Raw genomic sequence first — 21,519 nt, 5'->3', positions numbered from 1 at the left:
GTACGCCCGGGGCGTGACGGAGGGAAGAGAGAGGAGGGTGAAAGTCCTAGGCGGGTGCGGCGACTTCGGCCCAGACCGTCTTGCCGGCGGCGCCCGGCGTGCGGTCGATGCCCCAGGCCCGGCAGAGCCGCTGCACGATGAACATGCCGTGCCCGCCCGGCCGTCCGGCCCGGTGCGGGGTGCGCGGGGCGGGCTGGCCGGCGCCGCGGTCGGCGACCTCCAGGCGCAGTGCTCCGTCGAAGCGCAGCACGCGCAGGCTCTCCGGCCCCTCGGCGTGCAGGCAGGCGTTGGTCACGAGTTCCGAGACGACGAGCAGGACGTCCTCGGCGGCGGCCCGGCGGTCGGCCGTGGCGGCCGGCAGCCAGCCCCAGTCGTAGAGCGCCTGCCGGGTGAAGTCGCGGGCGAGCGGGACGGTGCCGCTGGCCGCCCCGAGGGCGAGGGTCCGGACGTCGGCATCGCCGGAGGCAGTCTCCATCAGCGCTTCTTCACCTCACCGGTTCTACCGATTGACGGGTAACGGACGACAGGGGCGGACGAGTGGGGGGGCGGGCCCTTCGGGCGGGCCCGGGGCCGGCTCAGTCGGGGAGCGCGGAGTCGAGCGAGTCGTGGACGGTGAAGACGGCGTCCGCACCGGTGATCTCGAAGACCCGGGCCACCGGGGGCCGCATCGCCGCCAGGTGGACCCCGCCGCCCGCGGCGTCTGCCCGCAGCCGGGCGCCGAGCAGGACGTTGAGGCCGGTGGAGTCGCAGAACTCCAGTTGTGAGCAGTCGACCACGAGGCGTGTCCGCCCCTCGTCGAGCGCGCGGTCGAGTGGCGCACGCAACAGTTCGGCCGTGTGGTGATCGAGCTCACCCACGGGGGTGAGGACCTCGCTCGCGCCCACGGTCCGGACGTCGACCCGGAACCGCTCGGGTGCGCTGCCGATGTGCTGCCGGTACATGTCTCGAACCATACAAGTGCGCGGGTGTCCGATGCACACAAGCTCCACCGCATACCGCGCCAAAGCAGACAATTGCCACTTGCAACCATCGGGCAGAAACCGGTAGGGCTAGAAGGACACATTCCACATGCCGGCTTGGAGGCGCCGCAAACCGCAGCCAGACATTCACGATGGAGGAGACCATGTCACCCCGGCTCGACGTACCGGATCTCGTGGAACTGACGCAGATTCCGCCCGTCGACGAGATCGCGCCGCACGACGCGCGCGCCCTCTCGAAGACCCTCTTCGCCCGCCTCGGCGACCTCGAGGAGGGCACCCACGAGTACGCGTACGTCCGCAACACCCTGATCGAACTGAACCTGGCCCTGGTCAAGTTCGCCGCCTCCCGCTTCCGCACCCGCAGCGAGCCCATGGAGGACATCGTCCAGGTCGGCACCATCGGCCTCATCAAGGCGATCGACCGCTTCGAACTTTCCCGCGGCGTCGAGTTCCCCACCTTCGCGATGCCGACCATCATCGGCGAGATCAAGCGCTTCTTCCGCGACACCTCGTGGTCGGTGCACGTTCCGCGCAGGCTCCAGGAGCTCCGCCTCGACCTGGCCAAGGCCGGCGACGAGCTCGCCCAGAGGCTCGACCGCGCTCCCACCGTCGACGAGCTCGCCCGCGAGCTGGGCATCGGCACCGACGAGGTCGTCGAGGGCATGGCCGCCGCCAACGCGTACACCGCCAGCTCCCTGGACGCCCCGCCCGAGGAGTCCGAGCCCGACGGCGCCACCCTCGCCGACCGGCTGGGCTACGAGGACCACGGCCTGGAGGGCATCGAGTACATCGAGTCCCTCAAGCCGATGATCGCCTCACTGCCGGCACGCGAGCGCCGCATCCTGTCGCTGCGCTTCACCGCGGGCCTCACCCAGTCCGAGATCGGCGAGGAGCTCGGCATCTCGCAGATGCACGTGTCCCGACTGCTCGCGCGGACGCTGAAGCGGCTGCGCAAGGGCCTCACCGTCGAGGAGTGAGGTCGGGGCCTGCCCGGCCCCCGGCACGTCCACGGACCCGCCCGGCGGGCGCCCGTGGACGGCGGGGAGCTGATCGCACGGGGGCGGCCTGGAGGAACGTCCGGCCGCCCTCCCCGTCCCCCTCGTCTGTGTCGTCCCGCGCGTCCCCGAGGCGGCGGCCGCCTCGGTCGAGCGCTACCAGCCGACCCGGGACTCCCCCAGCACCTCGCATCCGGCGCGGGCCGCGAGCTCCCGGACCCGGTTGGCCGGGCAGCGCCTGACGTGGAGGAAGACGGTGTGGGTGGCCGCCGGCTGCTCCAGTTCGACGTCGTCGCTGTGGAACGTGACCTGCACCCCGTCGAACTGCGGGTGGCCCCGCGGTCCCGGCCACGTCCCGCGCCACCAGACGGACGCCGGGTCGTCGCCGACCGCGCACAGGAACGGCAGCTCCACCTCCCGGGGCGCCTCCTCCTGGCACACCCACACCGGAAAGCGCCCCCGCCGGCTGTCGCCCCAGGGGTCGTACGTCTGCCGCTCGGCGTCCTCGAACCACGCCCCCGGCACGATCTTCGCCACCTCCCGCACGCGCGCGGGCGTCCCGATCAGCGCCTCGACCAGGATCTCGTCCCGGGGTTCCGTAAGGAGGCCGGACAACGCCCTGGCCCGCGCGTACGCGGCGTCGGCGTCGGTCGTCCGGAAGACGGGATAGGCCCGTGAATGCCCCATGGGCGACAGCCTCACACGTCCGCGAACCCGTCTCCAACCGCTTTCTCAAGAGCTTGCTCCCGAGGGAGAATCGGCGGCATGAGTCGGCGACGCGCCCGGTCGGCCGGGCCCCTGGGCTTCCGGTAGCCCGCCAGGACGGTCCTGGCGGTGCCACCGACGGAGGCTCCATGTCGCGCACCGCCCACCACGTTTCCCCGGCCCACGCCCTCAGCCGCGCCGTGGACGACGACCGGCGTCCCGGTGCTCCTTGGCATGCCCTGGTGCTCCACGGCCTCCGCTACGACGCGCACTGCCTCGACGCCGCCCTGCGGGAAGGGCGGCGGCCGGTGCCGCGGGTGGTGGGGCGGCGGGTGGAGGTGTACGCGTTCCCTCGGCACAACCGCGACCGTACGGTCGCCCGGTGGGCGGCGCTGGAGGAGCGCCGTGCGCGGCAGCGGCTGCGGCGTGGGCTCGGGGTGCTGACCCGCCGGGTGAACTCCCCCGGCGGCCCGCTCCACGCCCATGCCGCCCACACTGTCGACGTACCGCCCGCGCGGCACCGCCGTGGTGCGCTGTGGCTCGCGTGACGGAGGCGAGGGCTCCAGGGCCCCTGCGGACGGCGGCGGCTCAGGCCGTGCGGACGCCCTTGCGCCAGACCTCGGCGACCAGCGGCACGCCCGGCCGGTAGGCCAGGTGGACGTGGGACGGGGCGTCGAGGAGGGCGAGGTCCGCGCGGGCGCCGGGGGTCAGGCGGCCGACGTCGGTGCGGCGCAGGGCCGCCGCGCCGCCGGCGGTGGCGGACCAGACGGCCTCGTCCGGGGTCATCCGCATGTCGCGGACCGCGAGCGCGATGCAGAAGGGGACGGAGGAGGTGAAGGAGGAGCCCGGGTTGCAGTCCGTGGACAGCGCCACCGTCACCCCCGCGTCCAGGAGCCGCCGCGCGTCCGGCCACTCGGCGCGCGTGGAGAACTCCGCGCCCGGCAGCAGCGTCGCGACCGTGTTGCCGGAGGCCAGCGCGTCGACGTCGGCGTCCGTCAGATGCGTGCAGTGGTCCGCGCTGGCCGCGTCCAGCTCGACCGCCAGCTGCACGCCGGGGCCGTACGAGAGCTGGTTGGCGTGGACCCGCGGGTGGAGGCCCCTGGCCTTGCCCGCGGTGAGGATCGCGCGGGCCTGGTCGCCGTCGAAGGCGCCCTTCTCGCAGAAGACGTCGACCCAACGCGCGTACGGGGCGCAGGCGTCCAGCATCTCGCCGGTCACCAGGGCGACGTAGCCGGCCGGGTCGTCGGCGTAGTCCGGGGAGACGATGTGCGCCCCGAGGTAGGTGACCTCGTCGGTGTGCTCGGAGGCGATGCGCAGGGCCCGTGCCTCGTCCTCGACGGTCAGGCCGTAGCCGGACTTGGTCTCGAAGGTGGTGGTGCCCTGCCGCAGGGCCTCGCGCAGGAAGCGGGCGACGTTCGCCGACAGCTCGGCGTCGGACGCGGCGCGGGTCGCCGCGACCGTCGTGCGGATGCCGCCCGCCGCGTACGCCTGGCCGGACATCCGGGCGTTGAACTCGGCGGTGCGGTCGCCCGCGAAGACGAGGTGCGAGTGGGAGTCGACGAAGCCGGGGATCACCGCGCGGCCCGCCGCGTCGACCCGGTTGTCAGTGGCGGGTGCTTTGCTGTTCTCACCGACCCAGACGACCCGGTCGCCCTCGATGACGACGGCCGCGTCCTGGATCAGGCCCAGGGGGGTTCCATCACCGAGGGAGGGATCGTTGGTGACGAGGCTGGCGATGTTGACGATGGCGGTGGCGGTCTTCGCCACGGCGCTGTTCGCGCTCGTGGGGGCGGAGCTCGCCGCCGGGTTGTTCGTCGCCGCGGGACTGGTGTCCATGGTGAGGGGTGTCTCCTTCAGCCGCTTCAGCCGCGCAGGGCGGCGATCGAGTCCGCGAGGGCCCGGGCCACGTCCGGGACGGTCCGGTGGACCCCGTCCCGTACGACATGGCGTCCGCCCACGATCGTGTGCCGCACGTCCGCGGCCGACGCTGCGAATACCGCCGTCTCGGCTGCCAGACGCGGCTCCGGTCCCGCTGTCCTGACCGAGTCCAGGGCGATCGTCGTGAAGTCGGCCGGGGCGCCGGGGGCGAGGACGCCCGCCTCGGGCCGGCCGAGGGCGGCCTGACCGTCGGCGGTCGCCGCCCGCAGCAGGGCGGCGGCGGTCCAGTGTCCGCGGGTGCGGGTGCGCAGGCGCTCGTTCAGCTCCATGGCCCGCGCCTCCTCCAGGAGGTCGACGACGGCGTGGCTGTCGCTGCCCAGCGACAGCGGGGAGCCGGCGCGCTGGAGGGCGACGGCCGGGCCGATGCCGTCGGCGAGGTCGCGTTCGGTGGTGGGGCACATGCAGGTGCCGGTGGCGGTCGAGCCGATCAGCGCGATGTCCGCGTCCGTCATGTGGGTGTTGTGGACGCCGGTGGTGCGGGGGCCCAGCACGCCGTGGTCGGCGAGCAGCTGCGTCGGGGTGCGGCCGTGGGCCGCGAGGCAGGCCGCGTTCTCGGCGGTCTGCTCGGAGAGGTGGACGTGCAGGGGCGCCTGCCGCTCCTCGGCCCACCGGGCCACGGTGGACAGCTGCTCGGCCGGGACGGCCCGTACGGAGTGGATCGCCGCCCCGATCGTCACGCCCTCGCGCTCCTTGAGGGCGCTCACCCGCTCGGCCCAGGCGTCGGCGGTGCCGTCGGTGAAGCGGAGCTGGTGGGGTTCGGGGGCGGCGCCGAAACCGGAGGAGAGGTAGGCGGTGTCGAGGAGCGTGATGCGGATGCCGGCCTCGCCAGCGGCGGCGATCAGGGCCTCGCCCATGGCGTTGGGGTCGGCGTAGGGCCGGCCGCCGGGCGCGTGGTGGAGGTAGTGGAACTCTCCGACGGAGGTGATGCCGGCGAGCGCCATCTCGGCGTAGACGGCGCGCGCGAGCGCGAAGTAGCTGTCGGGCGTGAGGCGCTGGGCGACGCCGTACATGACCTCGCGCCAGGTCCAGAAGGTGCCGGAGCCGACCTGGACGGTGCCGCGCAGGGCCCGGTGGAAGGCGTGCGAGTGGGCGTTCGCCAGGCCCGGGATGGTGAAGCCGCGCAGGACCTCCGCCCCGGGCGGCGGGGTGGCGATCCCGGTCCGCACGGCGGCGATGCGGCCGTCCGCGGCCACGTCCAGGGCCACGCCCGACGCGACCTCGGGGTCGAGCCAGGCGTGCTCCAGCCAGTACGTCGTCGTCACCTGCACGCCAGCCCCTCCAGTACGTCGGCGAGTGCGCGGACCCCGGCGAGGCAGTCGTCCTCGGCGGCGAATTCGGCCGGGGAGTGGGAGACGCCCGTGGGGTTGCGTACGAACAGCATGGCGGTCGGGACGGCGGCGGACAGGATGCCCGCGTCGTGTCCGGCGCCGGTGCCGAGCACGGGGACCTTGCCGACGCTCTCGCCGAGGATCCTGGCGAGCTCGTCGCGCAGCGCGTGCTCGAAGTCGACGACCGGGGTGAAGGACTCGCGGGTGACGCCGAGTTCGACGCCGTGCCGTTCGGCGTGTTCCCGGGCGGCGTTCCGGATGCCGTCGACGACCTCGTCGAGGGTGGCCTCGTCGGCGGCGCGCGCGTCGAGCCAGCCACGGACGAGCGACGGGATGGCGTTGACGCCGTTCGGCTCGACGGCGATCTTCCCGAAGGTGGCGACGGCGCCCGCGAGTTCGGCCTCGCGGCGGGCGGCGAGGACGGTCTCCGCGTACGGCAGCATCGGGTCGCGGCGGTCGGCGATCCGGGTGGTGCCGGCGTGGTTGGCCTCGCCGCGGAAGTCGTAGCGCCAGCGGCCGTGCGGCCAGATCGCGGAGGCGATGCCGACGGCGTCGCCGGACAGGTCGAGGGCCCGGCCCTGCTCGACGTGGAGTTCGACGAAGGCGCCGATGCGGGCCAGCCGCTCGGGGTCGGGACCGATGGCCTCGGGGTCGTATCCGGCGGCCTCCATGGCCTGCGGCAGGCTGATGCCGTCGGCGTCGCGCAGCTCGAAGGCCTTCTCCCGGGTCAGCTGTCCGGCCGTGAGGCGGGAGCCGACGCAGGCGAGGCCGAAGCGGGCGCCCTCCTCGTCGCCGAAGTTGACGATGGCGAGGGGCCGCCGGAAGGAGACGCCGCGGGCGCGGAGTTCGTCGAGCGCGGCGAAGGCGGACACGACGCCGAGGGGCCCGTCGAAGGCGCCGCCGTCGGGTACGGAGTCCAGGTGGGAGCCGGTGACGACGGCGTCGCCGGCGGCCGGGTCGCCGAGCCAGGCCCACTGGTTGCCGTTGCGGTCGGTCTCGACGTCGAGGCGGCGGGCCTCGGCCTGCATCCGGAACCAGAGCCGGCAGTCGGCGTCGGCGGCGGTCCAGGCGTAGCGGCGGTAGCCGCCGGTGGCGTCGCTGCGGCCGAGGGGCCGCAGCGACCGCCACAGGGCGTGGAAGGTCTCGCTCACGCCCAGTCACCCTGCGACACGGCGTCGTCGCCCTCGCGCATCGGGACGCGGACGCCGCGCTCGTCGGCGACCCGCTCCGCGATGTCGTAGCCCGCGTCGACGTGGCGGATGACGCCCATGCCGGGGTCGTTGGTGAGCACGCGGCGGATCTTCTCGCCGGCCAGCGGGGTGCCGTCGGCGACGGTGACCTGTCCGGCGTGGATCGAGCGGCCCATGCCGACGCCGCCGCCGTGGTGGATGGACACCCAGGAGGCGCCGGAGGCGACGTTGACCATGGCGTTGAGCAGCGGCCAGTCGGCGATGGCGTCGGAGCCGTCGAGCATGGCCTCGGTCTCGCGGTACGGGGAGGCCACGGAGCCGCAGTCGAGGTGGTCGCGGCCGATGGCGAGCGGCGCGGCGAGGGTGCCGTTGCCGACCATGTCGTTGAACATGTCACCGGCCTTGTCGCGCTCGCCCTGGCCGAGCCAGCAGATGCGGGCGGGCAGGCCCTGGAAGTGGACGCGCTCGCCGGCCATCTTGATCCAGCGGTGCAGGGACTCGTTCTCCGGGAAGAGGTCGAGGATCGCCTTGTCCGTCTTGTGGATGTCCGAGGCCTCGCCGGACAGGGCGGCCCAGCGGAACGGGCCCTTGCCCTCGCAGAAGAGGGGGCGGATGTAGGCGGGGACGAAGCCGGGGAAGGCGAAGGCGCGGTCGTAGCCGGCGAGCTGGGCCTCGCCGCGGATCGAGTTGCCGTAGTCGAAGACCTCGGCGTCGGCGTCCATGAAGCCGACCATGGCCTCGACGTGCTTGGCCATGGACTCGCGGGCGCGGGTGGTGAAGCCGGCCGGGTCCTTGGCGGCGGCCTCGGCCATGTCCTCGAAGGCCACGCCGACGGGCAGGTAGGACAGCGGGTCGTGGGCGGAGGTCTGGTCGGTGACGATGTCGATCGGGGCGCCCTCGGCGAGCATCCGCGGGAGCAGTTCGGCGGCGTTGCCGAGGAGGCCGATGGACAGCGGGCGGCGGGCGTCGCGGGCCTCGGTGGCCAGCTGGAGGGCGTGGGCGAGGTTGTCGGCCTTCACGTCCAGGTAGCGGTGCTCGATGCGGCGCTCGATGGCGCGCGGGTCGCAGTCGACGCAGATGGCGACGCCGTCGTTCATGGTGACGGCCAGGGGCTGGGCGCCGCCCATGCCGCCGAGGCCGGCGGTCAGCGTGATGGTGCCGGCGAGGCTGCCGCCGAACTTCTTGGCGGCGACGGCGGCGAAGGTCTCGTAGGTGCCCTGGAGGATGCCCTGGGTGCCGATGTAGATCCAGGAGCCGGCGGTCATCTGGCCGTACATGGTGAGGCCGAGCTGCTCCAGGCGCCGGAACTCCTCCCAGTTGGCCCAGTCGCCGACCAGGTTGGAGTTGGCGATGAGGACGCGCGGGGCCCACTCGTGGGTCTGCATGACGCCGACCGGGCGGCCGGACTGGACGAGCATGGTCTCGTCCTGCTTCAGGGTCCTCAGGGTGCGGACCATGGCGTCGAAGGAGCGCCAGTCGCGGGCGGCCTTGCCGGTGCCGCCGTAGACGACGAGCTTGTCGGGGTGCTCGGCGACCTCGGGGTCGAGGTTGTTCTGGAGCATGCGGAGGGCGGCCTCCTGCTGCCATCCCAGGGCGCTCAGTTCCGTACCGCGCGGGGCCCGTACGGGGCGGGGTCCTGACATGGCGATGCCTCCTCGATCCTTCGGCTATTCATTCAGCTATTCACATCCTGGCGTCCTGAATAGTCTTAGTCAACAGCTGCGGCACCATCCCGCCCGGTGGTGGGATGGCCCCATGGACGCACCCATGGCTTCCTCACTCGGATCCGACCGCCGGGAACGGACCCGCGACCGGGCCGTCCGCGCCGCGGTCGAGCAAGGACTCCTCTCCGCCTCCGAACCCGTCGTCGCCCTCCTCGACACCGACGGCATCCGCGCCTCCGCCGCCGCTCTGACCAGCGCTTTCGCCGCCGTCACCGACGCCCCCGTGCTGCACGCCTTCGCCGTCAAGGCCGCCCCGCTCGTCCCCGTCCTGCGCCTGCTGTACGAGGCGGGGCTGGGCGTCGAGGTCGCGAGCCCCGGCGAGCTGGCGCTGGCCCGCGCGGCCGGGGTGCCCCCGTCCCGTACGGTCCTCGACTCCCCCGCCAAGACCCCCGCCGAGCTCCGCCACGCCCTCGCCCTCGGCATCGCCGTCAACGCCGACAACCTCCAGGAACTGGCCCGGCTCGACGCCCTCCTCGCCTCCGCGCCCACCGCCTCACCCCTCGGACTCCGGGTGAACCCGCAGGTCGGAGCCGGTTCCATCGGCGCGCTCTCGACCGCGACCGCCACCTCCAAGTTCGGCGTGGCGCTGCGCGACGAGGGGGCGCGCGAGGCCGTGGTGCAGGCGTACCTGGAACGCCCCTGGCTCACCCGGCTGCACACCCACACCGGCTCCCAGGGCATCCCGCTCGCCCTGATGGCCGAAGGCGTCGGCGCCGCCTACGCCCTCGCCGAGGAGATCAACACCAAGGCCGGCCGGCAGCAGATCGACACCCTCGACATCGGCGGCGGCCTGCCGGTCAACTTCGCCTCCGACGAGGAGACCCCGACCTACGCGGAGTACGCGGACCTGCTCGCCTCGACCGTCCCCGGGCTCTTCGACGGGCGGTACGCGCTGGTCACCGAGTTCGGCCGCTCGCTGCTCGCCAAGCACGGCACGATCCTGGCCCGCGTCGAGTACACCAAGACCTCCGGCGGCCGCCCGATCGCCGTCACCCACGCGGGCGTGCAGCTCGCCACCCGGACGGTCTACGCCCCCGAGTCCTGGCCGCTGCGGATCCTCGCGTACGACGCCGAGGGCCGGCCCCGCGGGCGCGGACGGGAGGAGGCGCCGGAGGGGGCCGTGCGGGAGCGGGAGGCGGTCCAGGAGGTCGTCGTGGACGTGGTCCAGGACGTGGCCGGGCCCGCCTGCTTCGCCGGGGACCTGCTCGCCGTCGGCCGCTCCCTGCCGCGCCTGCGGCCCGGCGACCTGGTGGCCGTGCCGGACACCGGCGCGTACTACTTCGCCCACCACTACGCGTACAACAGCCTGCCCCGGCCCGCCGTCCACGGCTTCACCCCGACGGACGACGGCGGCATCGCCTTCACGACCGTCCGCAGGGCCCAGACCCTCGACGAGATCGTGGCGGAATCGGGCGGCGACCGGCCCGACGTACTGCTGCGCACCGCGCCGCCCGGTGATCCCATGGGGGCATGACAGCACGCACCTCCGTCGTGGTCGAGCGCCGGATCGCCGCCTCCCCCGGCCGGGTCTGGGAATCGATCACGGACCTGGAGAACATGCCGCGGGTGCTCTCGGGCGTCGAGAAGGTCGAGGTGCTCACCGAGGGCGGCTTCGCGGTGGGCACCCGCTGGCGGGAGACCCGGCGGATGATGGGCAGGACGGCCACGGAGGAGATGACCGTGACCGTCTGCGAGCCGCCCGAGCGCTATGTCACCGTGGCCGACTCGCACGGCATGCACTACGTCTCCGAGATCGCCCTCGCGCCCCGGGGGCCGGCGATCTCCGCGACCGAGAGCGTCCTGCGCATGACCTTCACCGCCCGCCCCGCCCACGACCGCGCCCCGCGCCTGGTCATGCGGCTGCTCGCCCGGCTCGGCGGCCGGGCGGTGGCGCGGGCGCTCACCAAGGACCTGGACGAGATCGCCCGGGCGGTCGAGAGCCGGGGCTGAGGCCCGGCCGGGTCCGGGCGCGGTGGGGGCGGGGCGCGGTGGGCGGGGCGCGGTGGGGCCTGGTCGGGCTCGCTCCGGGTGCCGGCCCGCGTCCGGGCTCGCGCGGCTGCCGGCCCGCGTCCGGGCTCAGCTTCCGGGGCTCCGCGTCCGGGCTCCGCATGTCGGCCCGCGGCCCGGACCCGGTGCGGCTCCGGCATCCGCTCCTGACAAATTCCTTTGGAAAATGCCAGAACCCGCCCCGCCGGTCACGACGATGAGTAGCGTCACCGTTACTGCCGTTCGTCCGCACGCCGTATCGGGAGGGGATCTCGCGTGCCCGGAATCGACGAGTGCCTGCGGGAGGCGATGAGCCTGCCGGGGGCGCGCGGGGCCTGGCTGGTCGACTGGACCAGCGGTCTGGCCCTCGGGGCGGCGGGCGAGTCCCCGGTCGGCGACCACGAGACGACCGCCGCCGAGAGCGCCGAACTCGCCCGCGTGGCGGCCGAGTTCGAATCGGCCGACGGCTCCGCCGCCCCGACCGTCCTACCGGGCGCCCCGCCGCCGCCCCCAGGCGCCCCGTCTGCCGCGCCCGGCTTACCGACCGCCCCGCCCGTCGAGGACCTGATCGTCACCACCCGCACCGGCTATCACGTGATCCGCTTCGTCGAGACCGCCTTCGACAGCAGCGTCTGCCTCCACCTCTGGCTGGACCGCACCGCCGGCAACCTCGCCCTCGCCCGGATCCGGCTCGGCGACCTCGCCGAGAGGCTGGTGCTCGGATGACCACTCCCGTCTCCCCGATGCTCGCCCGCCTCGCCGCTGAGAAGGCCACCGGCGCGCTGCTGCGCGACCACGGCACGCTCTACCTCGTCGACGGCCGGGTCGTGCACGCCGAGAGCCCCCGCTCCCCCGGCGTCGACGTCCTGCTCACCGCCGCGGGCCGACTGCCTCGCGCGGGCTGGGAGGAGGCGGTGGACCGGGCCGGTGCGCTCGGCGCCGTCGGCCGGTTCCTCGTCGACAGCGGCCGGCTGCGCGACGGCGAACTGGAGATCTGCCACCTCGGCGCCGTCTTCGACGCGGCCTTCTTCGCCCTCGCGCCCACCGCCGGGCCGACCCGCTTCCGTTACGGGGTGGCGCACTGGTTCGGCACGGTGCGGCCGGTCGACGCCGAGACCGTGGAGCGCGAGACCCGGCGCCGCCGCGAGCTCCTGGACAGCGTCTGGCCGTACCCGGCCGTCGACGCCGCACCCGTGGTGCCCCGCCCGGCGGCCCCCGGGCAGCCGGTGGGCGCACGGCACCGGGCGCTGCTCGCGGCGGCCGACGGAGTGCGCACGCCGGCGGATCTCGCCCGGCTGCTGGGCCGGCCAGCCTTCCACACGCTGCTCGACGTACGCCGGCTCGCCGCGGCGGGCCTGGTGGAGACCCCGCACGAGGCACCACCGCCCCCGCCCGCCGTACCCGCCTGGGTCGGCGAGGTCGCCACCCTCGACCCCGACATCGCCCTGCTCCGCCGGCTCCGTGACGCCCTGGAGGCAGCCCTGTGATGAGGCGTGCCCTGCGCCTGCGCGCCGAGAGGAGACAACTGATGACCGCAGAAGCCGAGGTCCTCGTCGAACTGAGACGGCTGCGGGCCCGGCTGCCGCAGCTCACCGGGGCCCTCGCGGCCAGCGTCGACGGCCTGGTGCTCGCGCAGGACGCCGTGGACGGCGAGGCGGAGAGCGTCGCCGCGCTGACGGCCGCCGCCCTCGGCGTCGGGCAGCGCCTGGCCGACACCACCGGACAGGGCGGCTTCCGGGAGCTCCTGGTCCGCGGCGAGCACGGCTACGTGGCGACGTACGCGGCGGGCGGCTCGGCCGTCCTGACACTGCTCGCCGAACCCCGGATCAACGTCGGCCGGCTCCACCTGGAGGCCCGCAGGTCCAGCGCCCGGATAGGGGAGCTGGTGGACGGCGCCCTCGACCGCTGAGACCCCGGCTGATCGTCCGCGCACCCCTGACAAGCCCACCCACCACACGCTCACGCGAAGGAAGAACCATGGCGAACACCGAGACCTCCCTCAAGGAAGCGGCCCAGATCGAAGGCGCCATCGGGGCCGCCCTCGTCGACTACACCAGCGGCATGGCCCTCGGCATCATCGGCGGCACCACCGAGCTCGACCTGAACGTGGCGGCGGCCGCCAACACGGACGTGGTCCGCGCCAAGCTCCGCGCCATGGAGGCCCTGGGGCTTCAGGACGAGATCGAGGACATCCTGATCACCCTCGGCACCCAGTACCACCTGATCCGCCTGCTCAAGACCCGGGGCGCGGGCGGCCTCTTCCTCTACCTGGCCCTGGACAAGAACCGGGCCAACCTGGCGATGGCCCGCCACCACCTGAAGAGGATCGAGGCGGAACTGGAGGTCTGAGGGAGCCGGGGGACCGGGCGGATCCCGGGGCTCACTCGACGAACAGGCCCCGGGCCGCCGCCTTCACGTCGAACTCCTCCAGGCGGGCCTGCGCGTCCGGCAGTTCGTCCGCCATCGCTTCGAGCAGCACCCGGCCGAGCAGCATCGGCGCGCACGCCGTGTCGAAGGCGAGGCCGGTGCCGACGGCCGCCGGAATGAGCAGGTCGCTGTGCGCGGCGACCGGTGCGAAGGCGGACTCGGCGACGGTCACCACCGTGAGGCCGGCGGCGCGGGCGTACGCCAGGGCATCGACGACCTCGCGCGGGTGCCGGGGCAGCGCGAAACACAGCAGCGCCGTGGCCCCGGCCCGTACGGCCGCGTCGATGCGGTCGTCGAGCATCGAGCCGCCCTCGTCGAGCAGCCGGACGTCCGGGTGGACCTTGCCCGCGAAGTAGGCGAAACCCCTGGCCTGCGAGGAGGCGGCCCGCAGTCCGAGGACGGGCAGCGGCCGGGAGGCGGCGAGCAGCCGGCCGGCCCGCTCGACGGGCGCGGGGTCGGCGAGCAGGTCGGCGAGGTGCTTGAGGTTCTCGATCTCACCGAGGACGGCCTGCTGGTACTCGTTGTGCCCGGCGAGCTCCTCGGCGACCGCCGGTACGCTCTCGCGCAGGTGCCGGCGCAGCGCCGGGTAGCCGTCGAAGCCGAGGGCGACGGCGAAGCGGGTGACGGAGGGCTGGCTCACCCCGGCCAGCTCGGCGAGCTCCACGCTGGACAGGAACGGCACGTCGGCGGCGCGCCGCACCATGCAGTGCGCGATCCGCCGCTGGGTCGGTGTCAGCCGGTGCCCCTCGAAGAGCGTCTGCAGCCGTCCGGCCGGGCTGTCGCTCATGCCGTCCCCCTTCCGTCTTCCGATTATTCATCCACCTGAACTCTGCATGAGAATATGCAGACAGGCAAGGGAAGAAGCCCGGGGCAAGGGGCCGGAAGGCCCGGGAGGCCGGCAGGCGCCGGGAGGCCCGGGAGACCCCGGGAGGCCGGGAAGAGAGAGTTGCGCGGGGACCGCCGCACCCCCGGGTGACCGGGGGGCGGGACGACGGCGGTCCCCGCGAGGGACACGGGCCCGGGTCAGGGCCGGTCCGCGTCCATGGCGCCGGCGGAAGGCCGGGAGCCGCTCCGGAGGTCCGTGGCGCCGATGAGGAACACTCTGCCGGACCGTTGTTAAGCGGGTGCTGCGGCGACGTGTCGCGCGCGTACCGATTGCGCGAACGCGCCCACCCGCGCCCGACGGCCCGTCACCACACCGGCGCCGGGCGGCCGTCAGTGCTGCTTCGTACCGCCGTTGGCGGCCAGGAAGGCCAGCAGGTCCTGGCGGCTGACCACATCGGTCGGCTTGCCCTCGACCAGCACGATCGCCGCGTCCGCGTCGCCGAGGACCGACATCAGGTCGGCGACCGGCTCGCCCGAGCCGACCTGCGGCAGCGGGGCGGACATGTGGTCCTCCAGCGGGTCCTCCAGGGACGCCTTCTGGGTGAAGAGGGCGCTCAGGAGCTCGCGCTCGACGACCGAGCCGACGACCTCGGCGGCCATGACGTCGGGGTGGCCGGCGCCCGGCTTCACGATCGGCATCTGGGAGACGCCGTACTCGCGCAGCACCTCGATGGCCTGGCCGACGGTCTCGTCCGGGTGCATGTGCACGAGCGAGGGCATGCCGCCCGACTTGTGGCGCAGCACGTCGGCGACGGTGGCGGTGGAGGTGTCCTCCAGGAAGCCGTAGTCGGCCATCCACTCGTCGTTGAAGATCTTGGAGAGGTAGCCGCGGCCGGAGTCCGGCAGCAGCACGACCACGACGTCGTCGGGGCCGAGCTCCTTGGCGACCTCGAGCGCGGCGCAGACCGCCATGCCGCAGGAGCCGCCCACGAGCAGGCCCTCCTCCTTGGCGAGGCGGCGGGTCATCTGGAAGGAGTCCTTGTCGGAGACCGCGACGATCCGGTCGGCGACGTTGCGGTCGTAGGCGGTGGGCCAGAAGTCCTCGCCGACGCCCTCGACCAGGTACGGGCGGCCGGAGCCGCCGGAGTAGACGGAGCCCTCCGGGTCGGCGCCGATGACCTGGACCTTGCCGCCGGACGCCTCCTTCAGGTAGTTGCCGGTGCCGGAGATGGTGCCGCCGGTGCCGACGCCCGCGACGAAGTGGGTGATCTTCCCCTCCGTCTGTTCCCACAGCTCGGGACCGGTGGTCTCGTAGTGCGACCGGGGGTTGTTCGGGTTCGAGTACTGGTCCGGCTTCCAGGCGCCCGGCGTCTCGCGCACGAGGCGGTCCGAGACGTTGTAGTACGAGTCCGGGTGCTCGGGGTCGACGGCCGTGGGGCAGACCACGACCTCGGCGCCGTACGCGCGCAGCACGTTGATCTTGTCCGTGGACACCTTGTCCGGGCAGACGAAGATGCACTTGTAGCCCTTCTGCTGGGCCACGATCGCGAGGCCGACGCCGGTGTTGCCGGACGTGGGCTCGACGATGGTGCCGCCGGGCTTCAGGGCGCCGCTCGCCTCGGCGGCCTCGATCATGCGCAGGGCGATGCGGTCCTTGACCGAGCCGCCCGGGTTGAAGTACTCGACCTTGGCCAGGACGGTCGCCTGAAGGCCCGCAGTGACGTTGTTGAGCTTCACCAGCGGGGTGTTGCCGACGAGGCTGATCATCGAGTCGTGGAATTGCACCGTAATCTCCGGGGTCTCCGTAATGGTGCAGCCAGCGTATTCCGTGGAATGCGTACGCGGTGCCGGTTACGGGGCAGTGAGTAAGCACAAGGCGGCGCGAACGCGGCGGCCCGTAGACGGCGAGGACGCTCGAAGGAGGTGCGTGCACCGATGTCCAGGGCGAGGGTGGCGCGACGGATCGCCGCGGGCGCGGCGTACGGCGGCGGGAGCATCGGCCTGCTCGGCGTGGCGGCCGTGGGGGTGCTGCTGGCCGAGGTGCAGCTGGCCAAGCGGAACGTGGGGGGCGGTGTGGCGCCGCTGCCGCCGGGGGCGGACGGCCGCTACGGCGGCTCCTACGGCGGGGAGGAGCCGCTGCGGCTCGCCCTTCTGGGTGATTCCACGGCGGCGGGCCAGGGCGTGCGCAGGGTCGGGCAGACGCCGGGCGCGCTGCTCGCCTCGGGGCTGGCCGCGGTGGCCGAGCGGCCCGTGGACCTGCGCAACGTGGCCCTTCCCGGGGCGCGCTCGGACGACCTGGAGCGGCAGGTGTCGCTGCTGCTCTCCTCGCCCTCCGGGGCGCCGGACGTGTGCGTGATCATGATCGGGGCGAACGACGTCACGCACCGGATGCCGCCGACGCAGTCGGTGCGGTGCCTGGCGGCGGCGGTGCGGCGGCTGCGGACGGCGGGCGCGGAGGTGGTGGTCGGCACCTGCCCGGATCTGGGCACGATCGAGCCGGTCTACCAGCCGCTGCGCTGGCTGGCCCGGCGGGCCTCGCGGCAGCTGGCGGCGGCGCAGACCATCGTGGTCGTCGAGCAGGGCGGCCGGACGGTGTCGCTCGGCGATCTGCTCGGTCCGGAGTTCGCGGCCAATCCGCGCGAGATGTTCGGCGTGGACAACTTCCACCCGTCGGCGGAGGGCTACGCGACGGCGGCGATGGCGGTGCTGCCGACGGTCTGCGCGGCGCTCGGGGTGTGGCCGGAGGCCGACCGGATCGACGCGGCCCGGCACGAGGACATGCTGCCGGTGGCGAAGGCGGCGGCCGAGGCGGCGAAGCAGGCCGGTACGGAGGTCACCGGCGCCCGTGCGCCGTGGGCGCTCCTCAAGTACCGAAGGCGCCGGCGCCTGCCGCTGCCGGGCGCCCCGGAGGGCGGAGGCGGCGACGCGGACGCACCCGACCCGCGCACGGCCGCGGACCCGGCCTGAGCGGGGGCCGCCGCCGCGGCCTGAGTCCGGGCCCGGCGGGGGCGCCGCCACCGCGGCCATAGCCCTGGCCGAGCGCGGGTCCGCATCCCGGCGGCGGGGCCGCGCCGAGGGGTCCGGGCACCCCCCGCACCGGCCGGCTGAGCGAGCGCTTAGAAAAGAGGCCCGCATCACATGCCGTGCCCGATGACCCCGTGCGGTACGTACAGGTAACTTCCCATTCTGTCCGTCCACCCAGCACCCCTCCTGGAGCCGTGATGCCCGAAGCCGTCATCGTCTCGACCGCCCGCTCCCCGATCGGCCGGGCCTTCAAGGGCTCCCTGAAGGACCTGCGTCCCGACGACCTCACCGCCACGATCGTCCAGGCCGCCCTCGCCAAGGTCCCCGAGCTCGACCCGCGCGACATCGACGACCTGATGCTCGGCTGCGGTCTGCCCGGCGGCGAGCAGGGCAACAACCTGGGCCGGATCGTGGCCGTGCAGATGGGGATGGACCACCTCCCCGGCTGCACCGTCACCCGCTACTGCTCCTCCTCGCTGCAGACCTCCCGCATGGCGCTGCACGCGATCAAGGCGGGCGAGGGCGACGTCTTCATCTCGGCCGGTGTCGAGATGGTCTCCCGCTTCGTGAAGGGCAACTCCGACTCGCTGCCGGACACGCACAACCCGTTCTTCGCCGAGGCCGAGGCCCGCACCGCGGCCGTCGCCGAGTCCGAGGGCTCCACCTGGCACGACCCGCGCGAGGACGGCCTGGTCCCGGACGCGTACATCGCCATGGGTCAGACCGCCGAGAACCTGGCCCGCTGGAAGGGCATCAGCCGCCAGGAGATGGACGAGTTCGGCGTACGGTCGCAGAACCTCGCCGAAGAGGCCATCAAGAACGGCTTCTGGGAGCGCGAGATCACCCCGGTGACGCTGCCCGACGGCACCGTCGTCTCGAAGGACGACGGCCCGCGCGCCGGCGTCACCCTGGAGGGCGTCTCCGGCCTGAAGCCGGTCTTCCGTCCCGACGGCCTGGTCACGGCCGGCAACTGCTGCCCGCTGAACGACGGCGCCGCCGCGCTGGTGATCATGTCCGACACCAAGGCGCGGGAGCTGGGCCTGACCCCGCTCGCCCGGATCGTCTCCACCGGTGTCTCCGGCCTCTCCCCCGAGATCATGGGCCTCGGCCCGGTCGAGGCGTCGAAGCAGGCCCTCCAGCGGGCCGGCCTGACCACGAGCGACATCGACCTGGTCGAGATCAACGAGGCGTTCGCCGCCCAGGTGATCCCGTCCTACCAGGACCTGGGCTTCGACCTGGACAAGGTCAACGTCAACGGCGGCGCCATCGCGGTCGGCCACCCCTTCGGCATGACGGGCGCCCGCATCACCGGCACGCTCATCAACAGCCTCCAGTTCCACGACAAGCAGTTCGGCCTGGAGACGATGTGCGTGGGCGGCGGCCAGGGCATGGCCATGGTCATCGAGCGGCTGAGCTGAGCCGTAGCGGAGGGTAGGGGTCGCCCGAGGAACGAGGGCGGCACCTGCCCGCAGCGGTGGCGAAGCTCAGCGCGACCAAAGATCGAGCGGCTGAGCTAGTCTCCCGGGCACGACGGACTAACCCCGCCGCGTCCAAGCCGTGACCGAATCTCCCCCAGGATGTGACATACGTCCCGGGGGAGAGTCGTTTTCCCAGGTCACGGCAGTTTCAGGACCGAACACCAGGCACAAATACCTGTCCATTTCGTGACGTAATGCACTGACAGACGACGCCACCCCACGACAAGCTGATGTAGGAAGTCGGGGGATCGACTCGAATCGGGAGTACGTCAGTGAGCGCACTGTCTCTTGCCCTGCTGGTGACCACGGCTGCTGCGACGGCCGTGGGCGCCGCCGCCCTGCACGCCGCCCACGGTCTCCGCAAGCAGGTCACCGCGCTGCGTGGCGAGCTCGCCGCGGCGCACGGCGTGACCGTCCCCCATGCCCGGCAGACGCCCGCCGACGAGATACGGGCCGCGGTGGCCGAGGCACTGGCGGAGGAGCGCGAGCGCGAGCTGGCGGAGGCGCGGGCCTTCTGGGCCGCGCAGGAGGCCCGGGACGCCGCCGACGCCCCGTCGCTGCTCGGCGGGCTGGCCGGCCCGGCCGAGGAGGGTCCCTTCTTCGTACCGCGGCAGTCCGACTTCGTGGGCCTGGAGGCGATGGCCCTGGAGGCCATGGAGGCGGAGGCCGCCGCGCTCGACGGCCGCGAGACGCTCGAGGGTCGGGAGACCTTCGACGCGCGCGAGACGTTCGAGGGACGCGAGACGTTCGACGGACGCGAGGCCTTCGACGGCCGTGACCCGCTGGACGTGTTCGACACCTTCGACGCCCTGGAGGAGTTCTCCGAGCTCAGCGGGGAGCTCACCGGGCCGACCGAGTACCCCGAGGACTCCCCCGAGCTCGCCGCGGCCCGCCGCCGGCACCCCTCGCACCCGGACTTCGTGCCGGTCCAGACCCCGGTGGTCACCGACCACGAGCGCACGGTGTCCCGCCTGGAGGAGCTCGCCGACACCCGCACGGCGCTGACCGACGTCCGCCCCGGCCCGCTGGGCACGCTGGACGTGTACGTCTTCGCCGACGGCACCACGCTCTGTATGACGCCGGGCCACCGCGAGACCGCCGAGCGCCTGGCCGAGGCGCTGCGGGCCGGCCGGACCCCGGTGCTGCTGGGCGGCTCGGGCGTGTCCGGCGCCTACGCGCTGACCTTCTCGTGCGGCGAGGCGGCCGAGGACAACGTGTACATCCTCGCGGACCGCGTGATCGCCAGCCTGTAGCCCTGGGGGGCGCCCCGGGGCCGGGCTCTACAGCCCGGACCTGGCCTCCGCCTCCCGTACCAGCCTCACGGCCTCGTCCAGGTCCCCCTCGGGAGCACCGGCCGGGGCCGTTCGCAAAGTTTCGGCCAGATCCGTGGCGGCGACCGTCAGCTGGTCGGCGACCGTGAAGACACCCGCGTCCGGCATGGTCACCGGCTCCCGTCCGGGGAACTCCAGACGCTGCGCCCGGTTGGCCAACTCCCTTGCCAGGGCGAGCCCTTCGGCGGCGGCGCCGCGCTGGAGGCGGCTCTGCGGGGCGGCCCGCAGGCGGTCGGCGAACCGCTCTGCGGCGGCGGTCAGTTCACTCGTATCGCGCACCGTGCGACCCTATGCGCCCTCCGGGGGCCATTGCCAACGGGCGGACGCTCGGGCACGGTGACGTGAAGGAGCACACGGCACAACGCGTCCGGAGGCGCCGATGTCCCACGCATTCTCCGAGGAAACCCACCGCAACCTGCTCGCCCGCATCCCCCATTGCACCGGTCGTGAGATCGCCGACTGGCTGAGGGCCGTCGAGGAGGGCCCGTCCCTGATCCGCTTCGAGGAGAAGGTCAGCTGGCTGCGCGGCGAGCACGGCCTCGCCTACGGCCACGCCAAGGCGATCATCCACGAGTACGACCTGCGTCGGGCGGCCCGCCGCATGCTCTGACGGCGGGCGGCCCCACCCGCCGGCCCGCATCCGCCGCCGGCCCCACCCGCCGGCCCCGGCCCGCCGCCGGGCTCAGTCCTTCACGTGACGGCCGAGGAAGTCGCGGACCAGTGCCGCGATCTCCTCGCCGTGCGTCTCCAGGGCGAAGTGCCCCGCGTCGAGGAGGTGGATCTCGGCGTCCGGCAGGTCCCGGGCGAAGGCCTCGGCGCCGGCCGGGCCGAAGATCTCGTCGCCGCGGCCCCAGGCGGCGAGCAGCGGCGGCCGGTGGGTGCGGAAGTACTCCTGGAAGGCCGGATAGGCGTCCAGGTTGAACTGGTAGTCCCAGAACAGCTGGAGCTGGACCTCCTTGTTGCCGGGCCGGTCGAGGCCGGCCTGGTCGAGGGTCCAGGTCTCGGGGCCGATGCGGTCGAGCCGGTCGGCGGGGACGCCGTGGGTGTACTGCCAGCGGGTGGCCTCGGCGGTCAGCAGCGCGCGTACGTCCGCCTCGTGCGCCTCCCGGTCCTTCGCGTGGGCGAAGAGGACGTCCCAGAAGGGCGTGAAGCCCTCCAGGTAGGCGTTGCCGCTCTGGGTGACGATCGCGGTGACCCGCTCCGGGTGGCGGGAGGCGATGCGCAGGCCGATGGGTGCGCCGTAGTCCTGGATGTAGAGGGCGAAGCGGTCGAGCCCGAGCCGGTCGAGGAGGGCGAGGGTGATCTCGGTGAGCCGCTCGAAGCCGTAGTCGAAGGCGTCGACGGCGGGTGCGGCGGAGGCGCCGAAGCCGATGTGGTCGGGCGCGATCAGGTGGTACGCGTCGGAGAGGTCGGCCATCAGTCCGCGGTACATGTGCGAGCTGCTCGGGAAGCCGTGCAGCAGCACGAGGGTGGGCCGGGACGGGTCGCCGGCCTCCCGGTAGAAGACCTCCAGGCCGTCGATGGTCACGGTGCGGGCGCGCAGGGCGAAGCCGGACATGGGTCATCCCTCCAAGAAGGGGAGAACGAT

General features: G+C 73.5%; 23 protein-coding genes. 12 read left to right on the top strand and 11 right to left on the bottom strand.

What is annotated here, in order from left to right; all coding sequences use genetic code 11:
• Positions 1-46: 46 nt before the first annotated feature.
• On the bottom strand, positions 47-475 hold the full coding sequence (locus ABTZ91_RS22160) for an ATP-binding protein (RefSeq protein WP_352078911.1): 429 nt from the start codon (positions 473-475) through the stop codon (positions 47-49).
• 100 nt (positions 476-575) lie between these two features.
• A complete protein-coding gene (locus tag ABTZ91_RS22155) occupies positions 576-941 on the bottom strand; it encodes an STAS domain-containing protein (protein ID WP_352078910.1) in 366 nt (121 codons plus the stop codon).
• Positions 942-1,123: 182 nt separating this feature from the next.
• Here ABTZ91_RS22155 and ABTZ91_RS22150 point away from each other — a divergent pair, with 182 nt between their 5' ends.
• Entirely contained in the window at positions 1,124-1,957 is an 834-nt protein-coding gene (locus ABTZ91_RS22150; RefSeq protein ID WP_352078909.1) for an RNA polymerase sigma factor SigF, read from the top strand.
• 174 nt (positions 1,958-2,131) lie between these two features.
• On the opposite strand, the gene ABTZ91_RS22145 is transcribed toward ABTZ91_RS22150, so the two are convergent.
• On the bottom strand, positions 2,132-2,662 hold the full coding sequence (locus tag ABTZ91_RS22145) for a hypothetical protein (protein WP_352078908.1): 531 nt from the start codon (positions 2,660-2,662) through the stop codon (positions 2,132-2,134).
• Between the two features lie 167 nt (positions 2,663-2,829).
• Here ABTZ91_RS22145 and ABTZ91_RS22140 point away from each other — a divergent pair, with 167 nt between their 5' ends.
• Entirely contained in the window at positions 2,830-3,228 is a 399-nt protein-coding gene (locus ABTZ91_RS22140; protein ID WP_352078907.1) for a hypothetical protein, read from the top strand.
• A 40-nt stretch (positions 3,229-3,268) separates the two neighbouring features.
• Here ABTZ91_RS22140 and hutI read toward each other — a convergent pair whose 3' ends face one another.
• From hutI to hutU, 4 genes are read right to left on the bottom strand one after another with little or no spacing between them, the layout of a single operon-like run.
• On the bottom strand, positions 3,269-4,516 hold the full coding sequence (gene hutI, locus ABTZ91_RS22135) for an imidazolonepropionase (RefSeq protein WP_352078906.1): 1,248 nt from the start codon (positions 4,514-4,516) through the stop codon (positions 3,269-3,271).
• A gap of 26 nt (positions 4,517-4,542) precedes the next feature.
• Positions 4,543-5,880: a formimidoylglutamate deiminase gene (locus tag ABTZ91_RS22130; protein WP_407078007.1), complete on the bottom strand. Its 1,338-nt coding sequence runs from the start codon at positions 5,878-5,880 to the stop codon at positions 4,543-4,545.
• A complete protein-coding gene (locus tag ABTZ91_RS22125; RefSeq protein ID WP_352078904.1) occupies positions 5,877-7,097 on the bottom strand; it encodes an allantoate amidohydrolase in 1,221 nt (406 codons plus the stop codon). Before ABTZ91_RS22125 ends, ABTZ91_RS22130 begins: the two co-directional genes overlap by 4 nt.
• Entirely contained in the window at positions 7,094-8,779 is a 1,686-nt protein-coding gene (hutU, locus tag ABTZ91_RS22120) for a urocanate hydratase (protein WP_352078903.1), read from the bottom strand. Before hutU ends, ABTZ91_RS22125 begins: the two co-directional genes overlap by 4 nt.
• A 124-nt stretch (positions 8,780-8,903) precedes the next feature.
• On the opposite strand from hutU, the gene ABTZ91_RS22115 reads away from it, so the two are divergent.
• The 6 genes from ABTZ91_RS22115 (at position 8,904) to ABTZ91_RS22090 (ending at position 13,195) form a co-directional block, all read left to right on the top strand.
• Entirely contained in the window at positions 8,904-10,334 is a 1,431-nt protein-coding gene (locus tag ABTZ91_RS22115) for a diaminopimelate decarboxylase (protein WP_352078902.1), read from the top strand.
• Positions 10,331-10,810 (top strand): SRPBCC family protein, encoded by a 480-nt coding sequence (locus ABTZ91_RS22110; RefSeq protein WP_352078901.1) that lies wholly within the window; start codon positions 10,331-10,333, stop codon positions 10,808-10,810. Before ABTZ91_RS22115 ends, ABTZ91_RS22110 begins: the two co-directional genes overlap by 4 nt.
• 312 nt (positions 10,811-11,122) lie before the next feature.
• Positions 11,123-11,572: a hypothetical protein gene (locus ABTZ91_RS22105; RefSeq protein ID WP_352078900.1), complete on the top strand. Its 450-nt coding sequence runs from the start codon at positions 11,123-11,125 to the stop codon at positions 11,570-11,572.
• Positions 11,569-12,333: a transcriptional regulator gene (locus ABTZ91_RS22100; RefSeq protein ID WP_352078899.1), complete on the top strand. Its 765-nt coding sequence runs from the start codon at positions 11,569-11,571 to the stop codon at positions 12,331-12,333. The genes ABTZ91_RS22105 and ABTZ91_RS22100 overlap by 4 nt, the downstream gene beginning before the upstream one ends.
• Positions 12,334-12,374: 41 nt before the next feature.
• Entirely contained in the window at positions 12,375-12,755 is a 381-nt protein-coding gene (locus ABTZ91_RS22095) for a roadblock/LC7 domain-containing protein (RefSeq protein ID WP_352078898.1), read from the top strand.
• Positions 12,756-12,823: 68 nt separating this feature from the next.
• Positions 12,824-13,195 carry a hypothetical protein gene (locus ABTZ91_RS22090; protein ID WP_352078897.1) on the top strand — a complete coding sequence of 124 codons (372 nt, stop codon included), beginning with the start codon at positions 12,824-12,826 and terminating at the stop codon, positions 13,193-13,195.
• A gap of 31 nt (positions 13,196-13,226) precedes the next feature.
• Here the strand turns inward: ABTZ91_RS22090 and ABTZ91_RS22085 are convergent, their stop codons facing one another.
• Positions 13,227-14,060, bottom strand: a complete 834-nt coding sequence (locus tag ABTZ91_RS22085; RefSeq protein ID WP_352078896.1) for a MurR/RpiR family transcriptional regulator — start codon at positions 14,058-14,060, stop codon at positions 13,227-13,229.
• A gap of 428 nt (positions 14,061-14,488) precedes the next feature.
• A complete protein-coding gene (locus tag ABTZ91_RS22080) occupies positions 14,489-15,883 on the bottom strand; it encodes a cystathionine beta-synthase (protein ID WP_352078895.1) in 1,395 nt (464 codons plus the stop codon).
• Between the two features lie 150 nt (positions 15,884-16,033).
• Here ABTZ91_RS22080 and ABTZ91_RS22075 point away from each other — a divergent pair, with 150 nt between their 5' ends.
• The 3 genes from ABTZ91_RS22075 (at position 16,034) to ABTZ91_RS22065 (ending at position 19,853) form a co-directional block, all read left to right on the top strand.
• A complete protein-coding gene (locus ABTZ91_RS22075; RefSeq protein ID WP_352078894.1) occupies positions 16,034-17,065 on the top strand; it encodes an SGNH/GDSL hydrolase family protein in 1,032 nt (343 codons plus the stop codon).
• 254 nt (positions 17,066-17,319) lie between these two features.
• A complete protein-coding gene (locus ABTZ91_RS22070) occupies positions 17,320-18,540 on the top strand; it encodes an acetyl-CoA C-acetyltransferase (RefSeq protein WP_352078893.1) in 1,221 nt (406 codons plus the stop codon).
• A gap of 332 nt (positions 18,541-18,872) precedes the next feature.
• A complete protein-coding gene (locus tag ABTZ91_RS22065) occupies positions 18,873-19,853 on the top strand; it encodes a hypothetical protein (protein ID WP_352078892.1) in 981 nt (326 codons plus the stop codon).
• Positions 19,854-19,880: 27 nt separating this feature from the next.
• Here the strand turns inward: ABTZ91_RS22065 and ABTZ91_RS22060 are convergent, their stop codons facing one another.
• The gene (locus ABTZ91_RS22060; protein WP_352078891.1) at positions 19,881-20,210 is read right to left on the bottom strand and encodes a hypothetical protein; all 330 of its coding nucleotides are present in this window, start codon (positions 20,208-20,210) and stop codon (positions 19,881-19,883) included.
• Positions 20,211-20,310: 100 nt separating this feature from the next.
• Here ABTZ91_RS22060 and ABTZ91_RS22055 point away from each other — a divergent pair, with 100 nt between their 5' ends.
• Positions 20,311-20,541, top strand: a complete 231-nt coding sequence (locus ABTZ91_RS22055; protein WP_345487683.1) for a DUF4287 domain-containing protein — start codon at positions 20,311-20,313, stop codon at positions 20,539-20,541.
• Positions 20,542-20,613: 72 nt separating this feature from the next.
• Here ABTZ91_RS22055 and ABTZ91_RS22050 read toward each other — a convergent pair whose 3' ends face one another.
• Positions 20,614-21,489 carry an alpha/beta hydrolase gene (locus ABTZ91_RS22050; protein WP_352078890.1) on the bottom strand — a complete coding sequence of 292 codons (876 nt, stop codon included), beginning with the start codon at positions 21,487-21,489 and terminating at the stop codon, positions 20,614-20,616.
• Between the last annotated feature and the right edge of the window lie 30 nt (positions 21,490-21,519).

It is taken from the genome of Streptomyces sp. NPDC126499 (genome assembly GCF_040302485.1).
GTDB lineage: Bacteria > Actinomycetota > Actinomycetes > Streptomycetales > Streptomycetaceae > Streptomyces.
The sequence above is the reverse complement of the archived record's forward strand: the minus strand, read 5'-3'. Positions and strand labels throughout refer to the sequence as shown.

Coding starts and splice junctions, on each gene's coding strand:
- ABTZ91_RS22150 (WP_352078909.1), top strand. CDS start 1,124: ATGTCACCCCGGCTCGACGTACCGGATCTCGTGGAACTGACGCAGATT.
- ABTZ91_RS22085 (WP_352078896.1), bottom strand. CDS start 14,060: ATGAGCGACAGCCCGGCCGGACGGCTGCAGACGCTCTTCGAGGGGCAC.
- ABTZ91_RS22155 (WP_352078910.1), bottom strand. CDS start 941: ATGTACCGGCAGCACATCGGCAGCGCACCCGAGCGGTTCCGGGTCGAC.
- ABTZ91_RS22100 (WP_352078899.1), top strand. CDS start 11,569: ATGACCACTCCCGTCTCCCCGATGCTCGCCCGCCTCGCCGCTGAGAAG.
- ABTZ91_RS22070 (WP_352078893.1), top strand. CDS start 17,320: ATGCCCGAAGCCGTCATCGTCTCGACCGCCCGCTCCCCGATCGGCCGG.
- ABTZ91_RS22115 (WP_352078902.1), top strand. CDS start 8,904: ATGGCTTCCTCACTCGGATCCGACCGCCGGGAACGGACCCGCGACCGG.
- ABTZ91_RS22090 (WP_352078897.1), top strand. CDS start 12,824: ATGGCGAACACCGAGACCTCCCTCAAGGAAGCGGCCCAGATCGAAGGC.
- ABTZ91_RS22145 (WP_352078908.1), bottom strand. CDS start 2,662: ATGGGGCATTCACGGGCCTATCCCGTCTTCCGGACGACCGACGCCGAC.
- ABTZ91_RS22050 (WP_352078890.1), bottom strand. CDS start 21,489: ATGTCCGGCTTCGCCCTGCGCGCCCGCACCGTGACCATCGACGGCCTG.
- ABTZ91_RS22160 (WP_352078911.1), bottom strand. CDS start 475: ATGGAGACTGCCTCCGGCGATGCCGACGTCCGGACCCTCGCCCTCGGG.
- hutU (WP_352078903.1), bottom strand. CDS start 8,779: ATGTCAGGACCCCGCCCCGTACGGGCCCCGCGCGGTACGGAACTGAGC.
- ABTZ91_RS22095 (WP_352078898.1), top strand. CDS start 12,375: ATGACCGCAGAAGCCGAGGTCCTCGTCGAACTGAGACGGCTGCGGGCC.
- ABTZ91_RS22110 (WP_352078901.1), top strand. CDS start 10,331: ATGACAGCACGCACCTCCGTCGTGGTCGAGCGCCGGATCGCCGCCTCC.
- ABTZ91_RS22055 (WP_345487683.1), top strand. CDS start 20,311: ATGTCCCACGCATTCTCCGAGGAAACCCACCGCAACCTGCTCGCCCGC.
- ABTZ91_RS22075 (WP_352078894.1), top strand. CDS start 16,034: ATGTCCAGGGCGAGGGTGGCGCGACGGATCGCCGCGGGCGCGGCGTAC.
- ABTZ91_RS22140 (WP_352078907.1), top strand. CDS start 2,830: ATGTCGCGCACCGCCCACCACGTTTCCCCGGCCCACGCCCTCAGCCGC.
- hutI (WP_352078906.1), bottom strand. CDS start 4,516: ATGGACACCAGTCCCGCGGCGACGAACAACCCGGCGGCGAGCTCCGCC.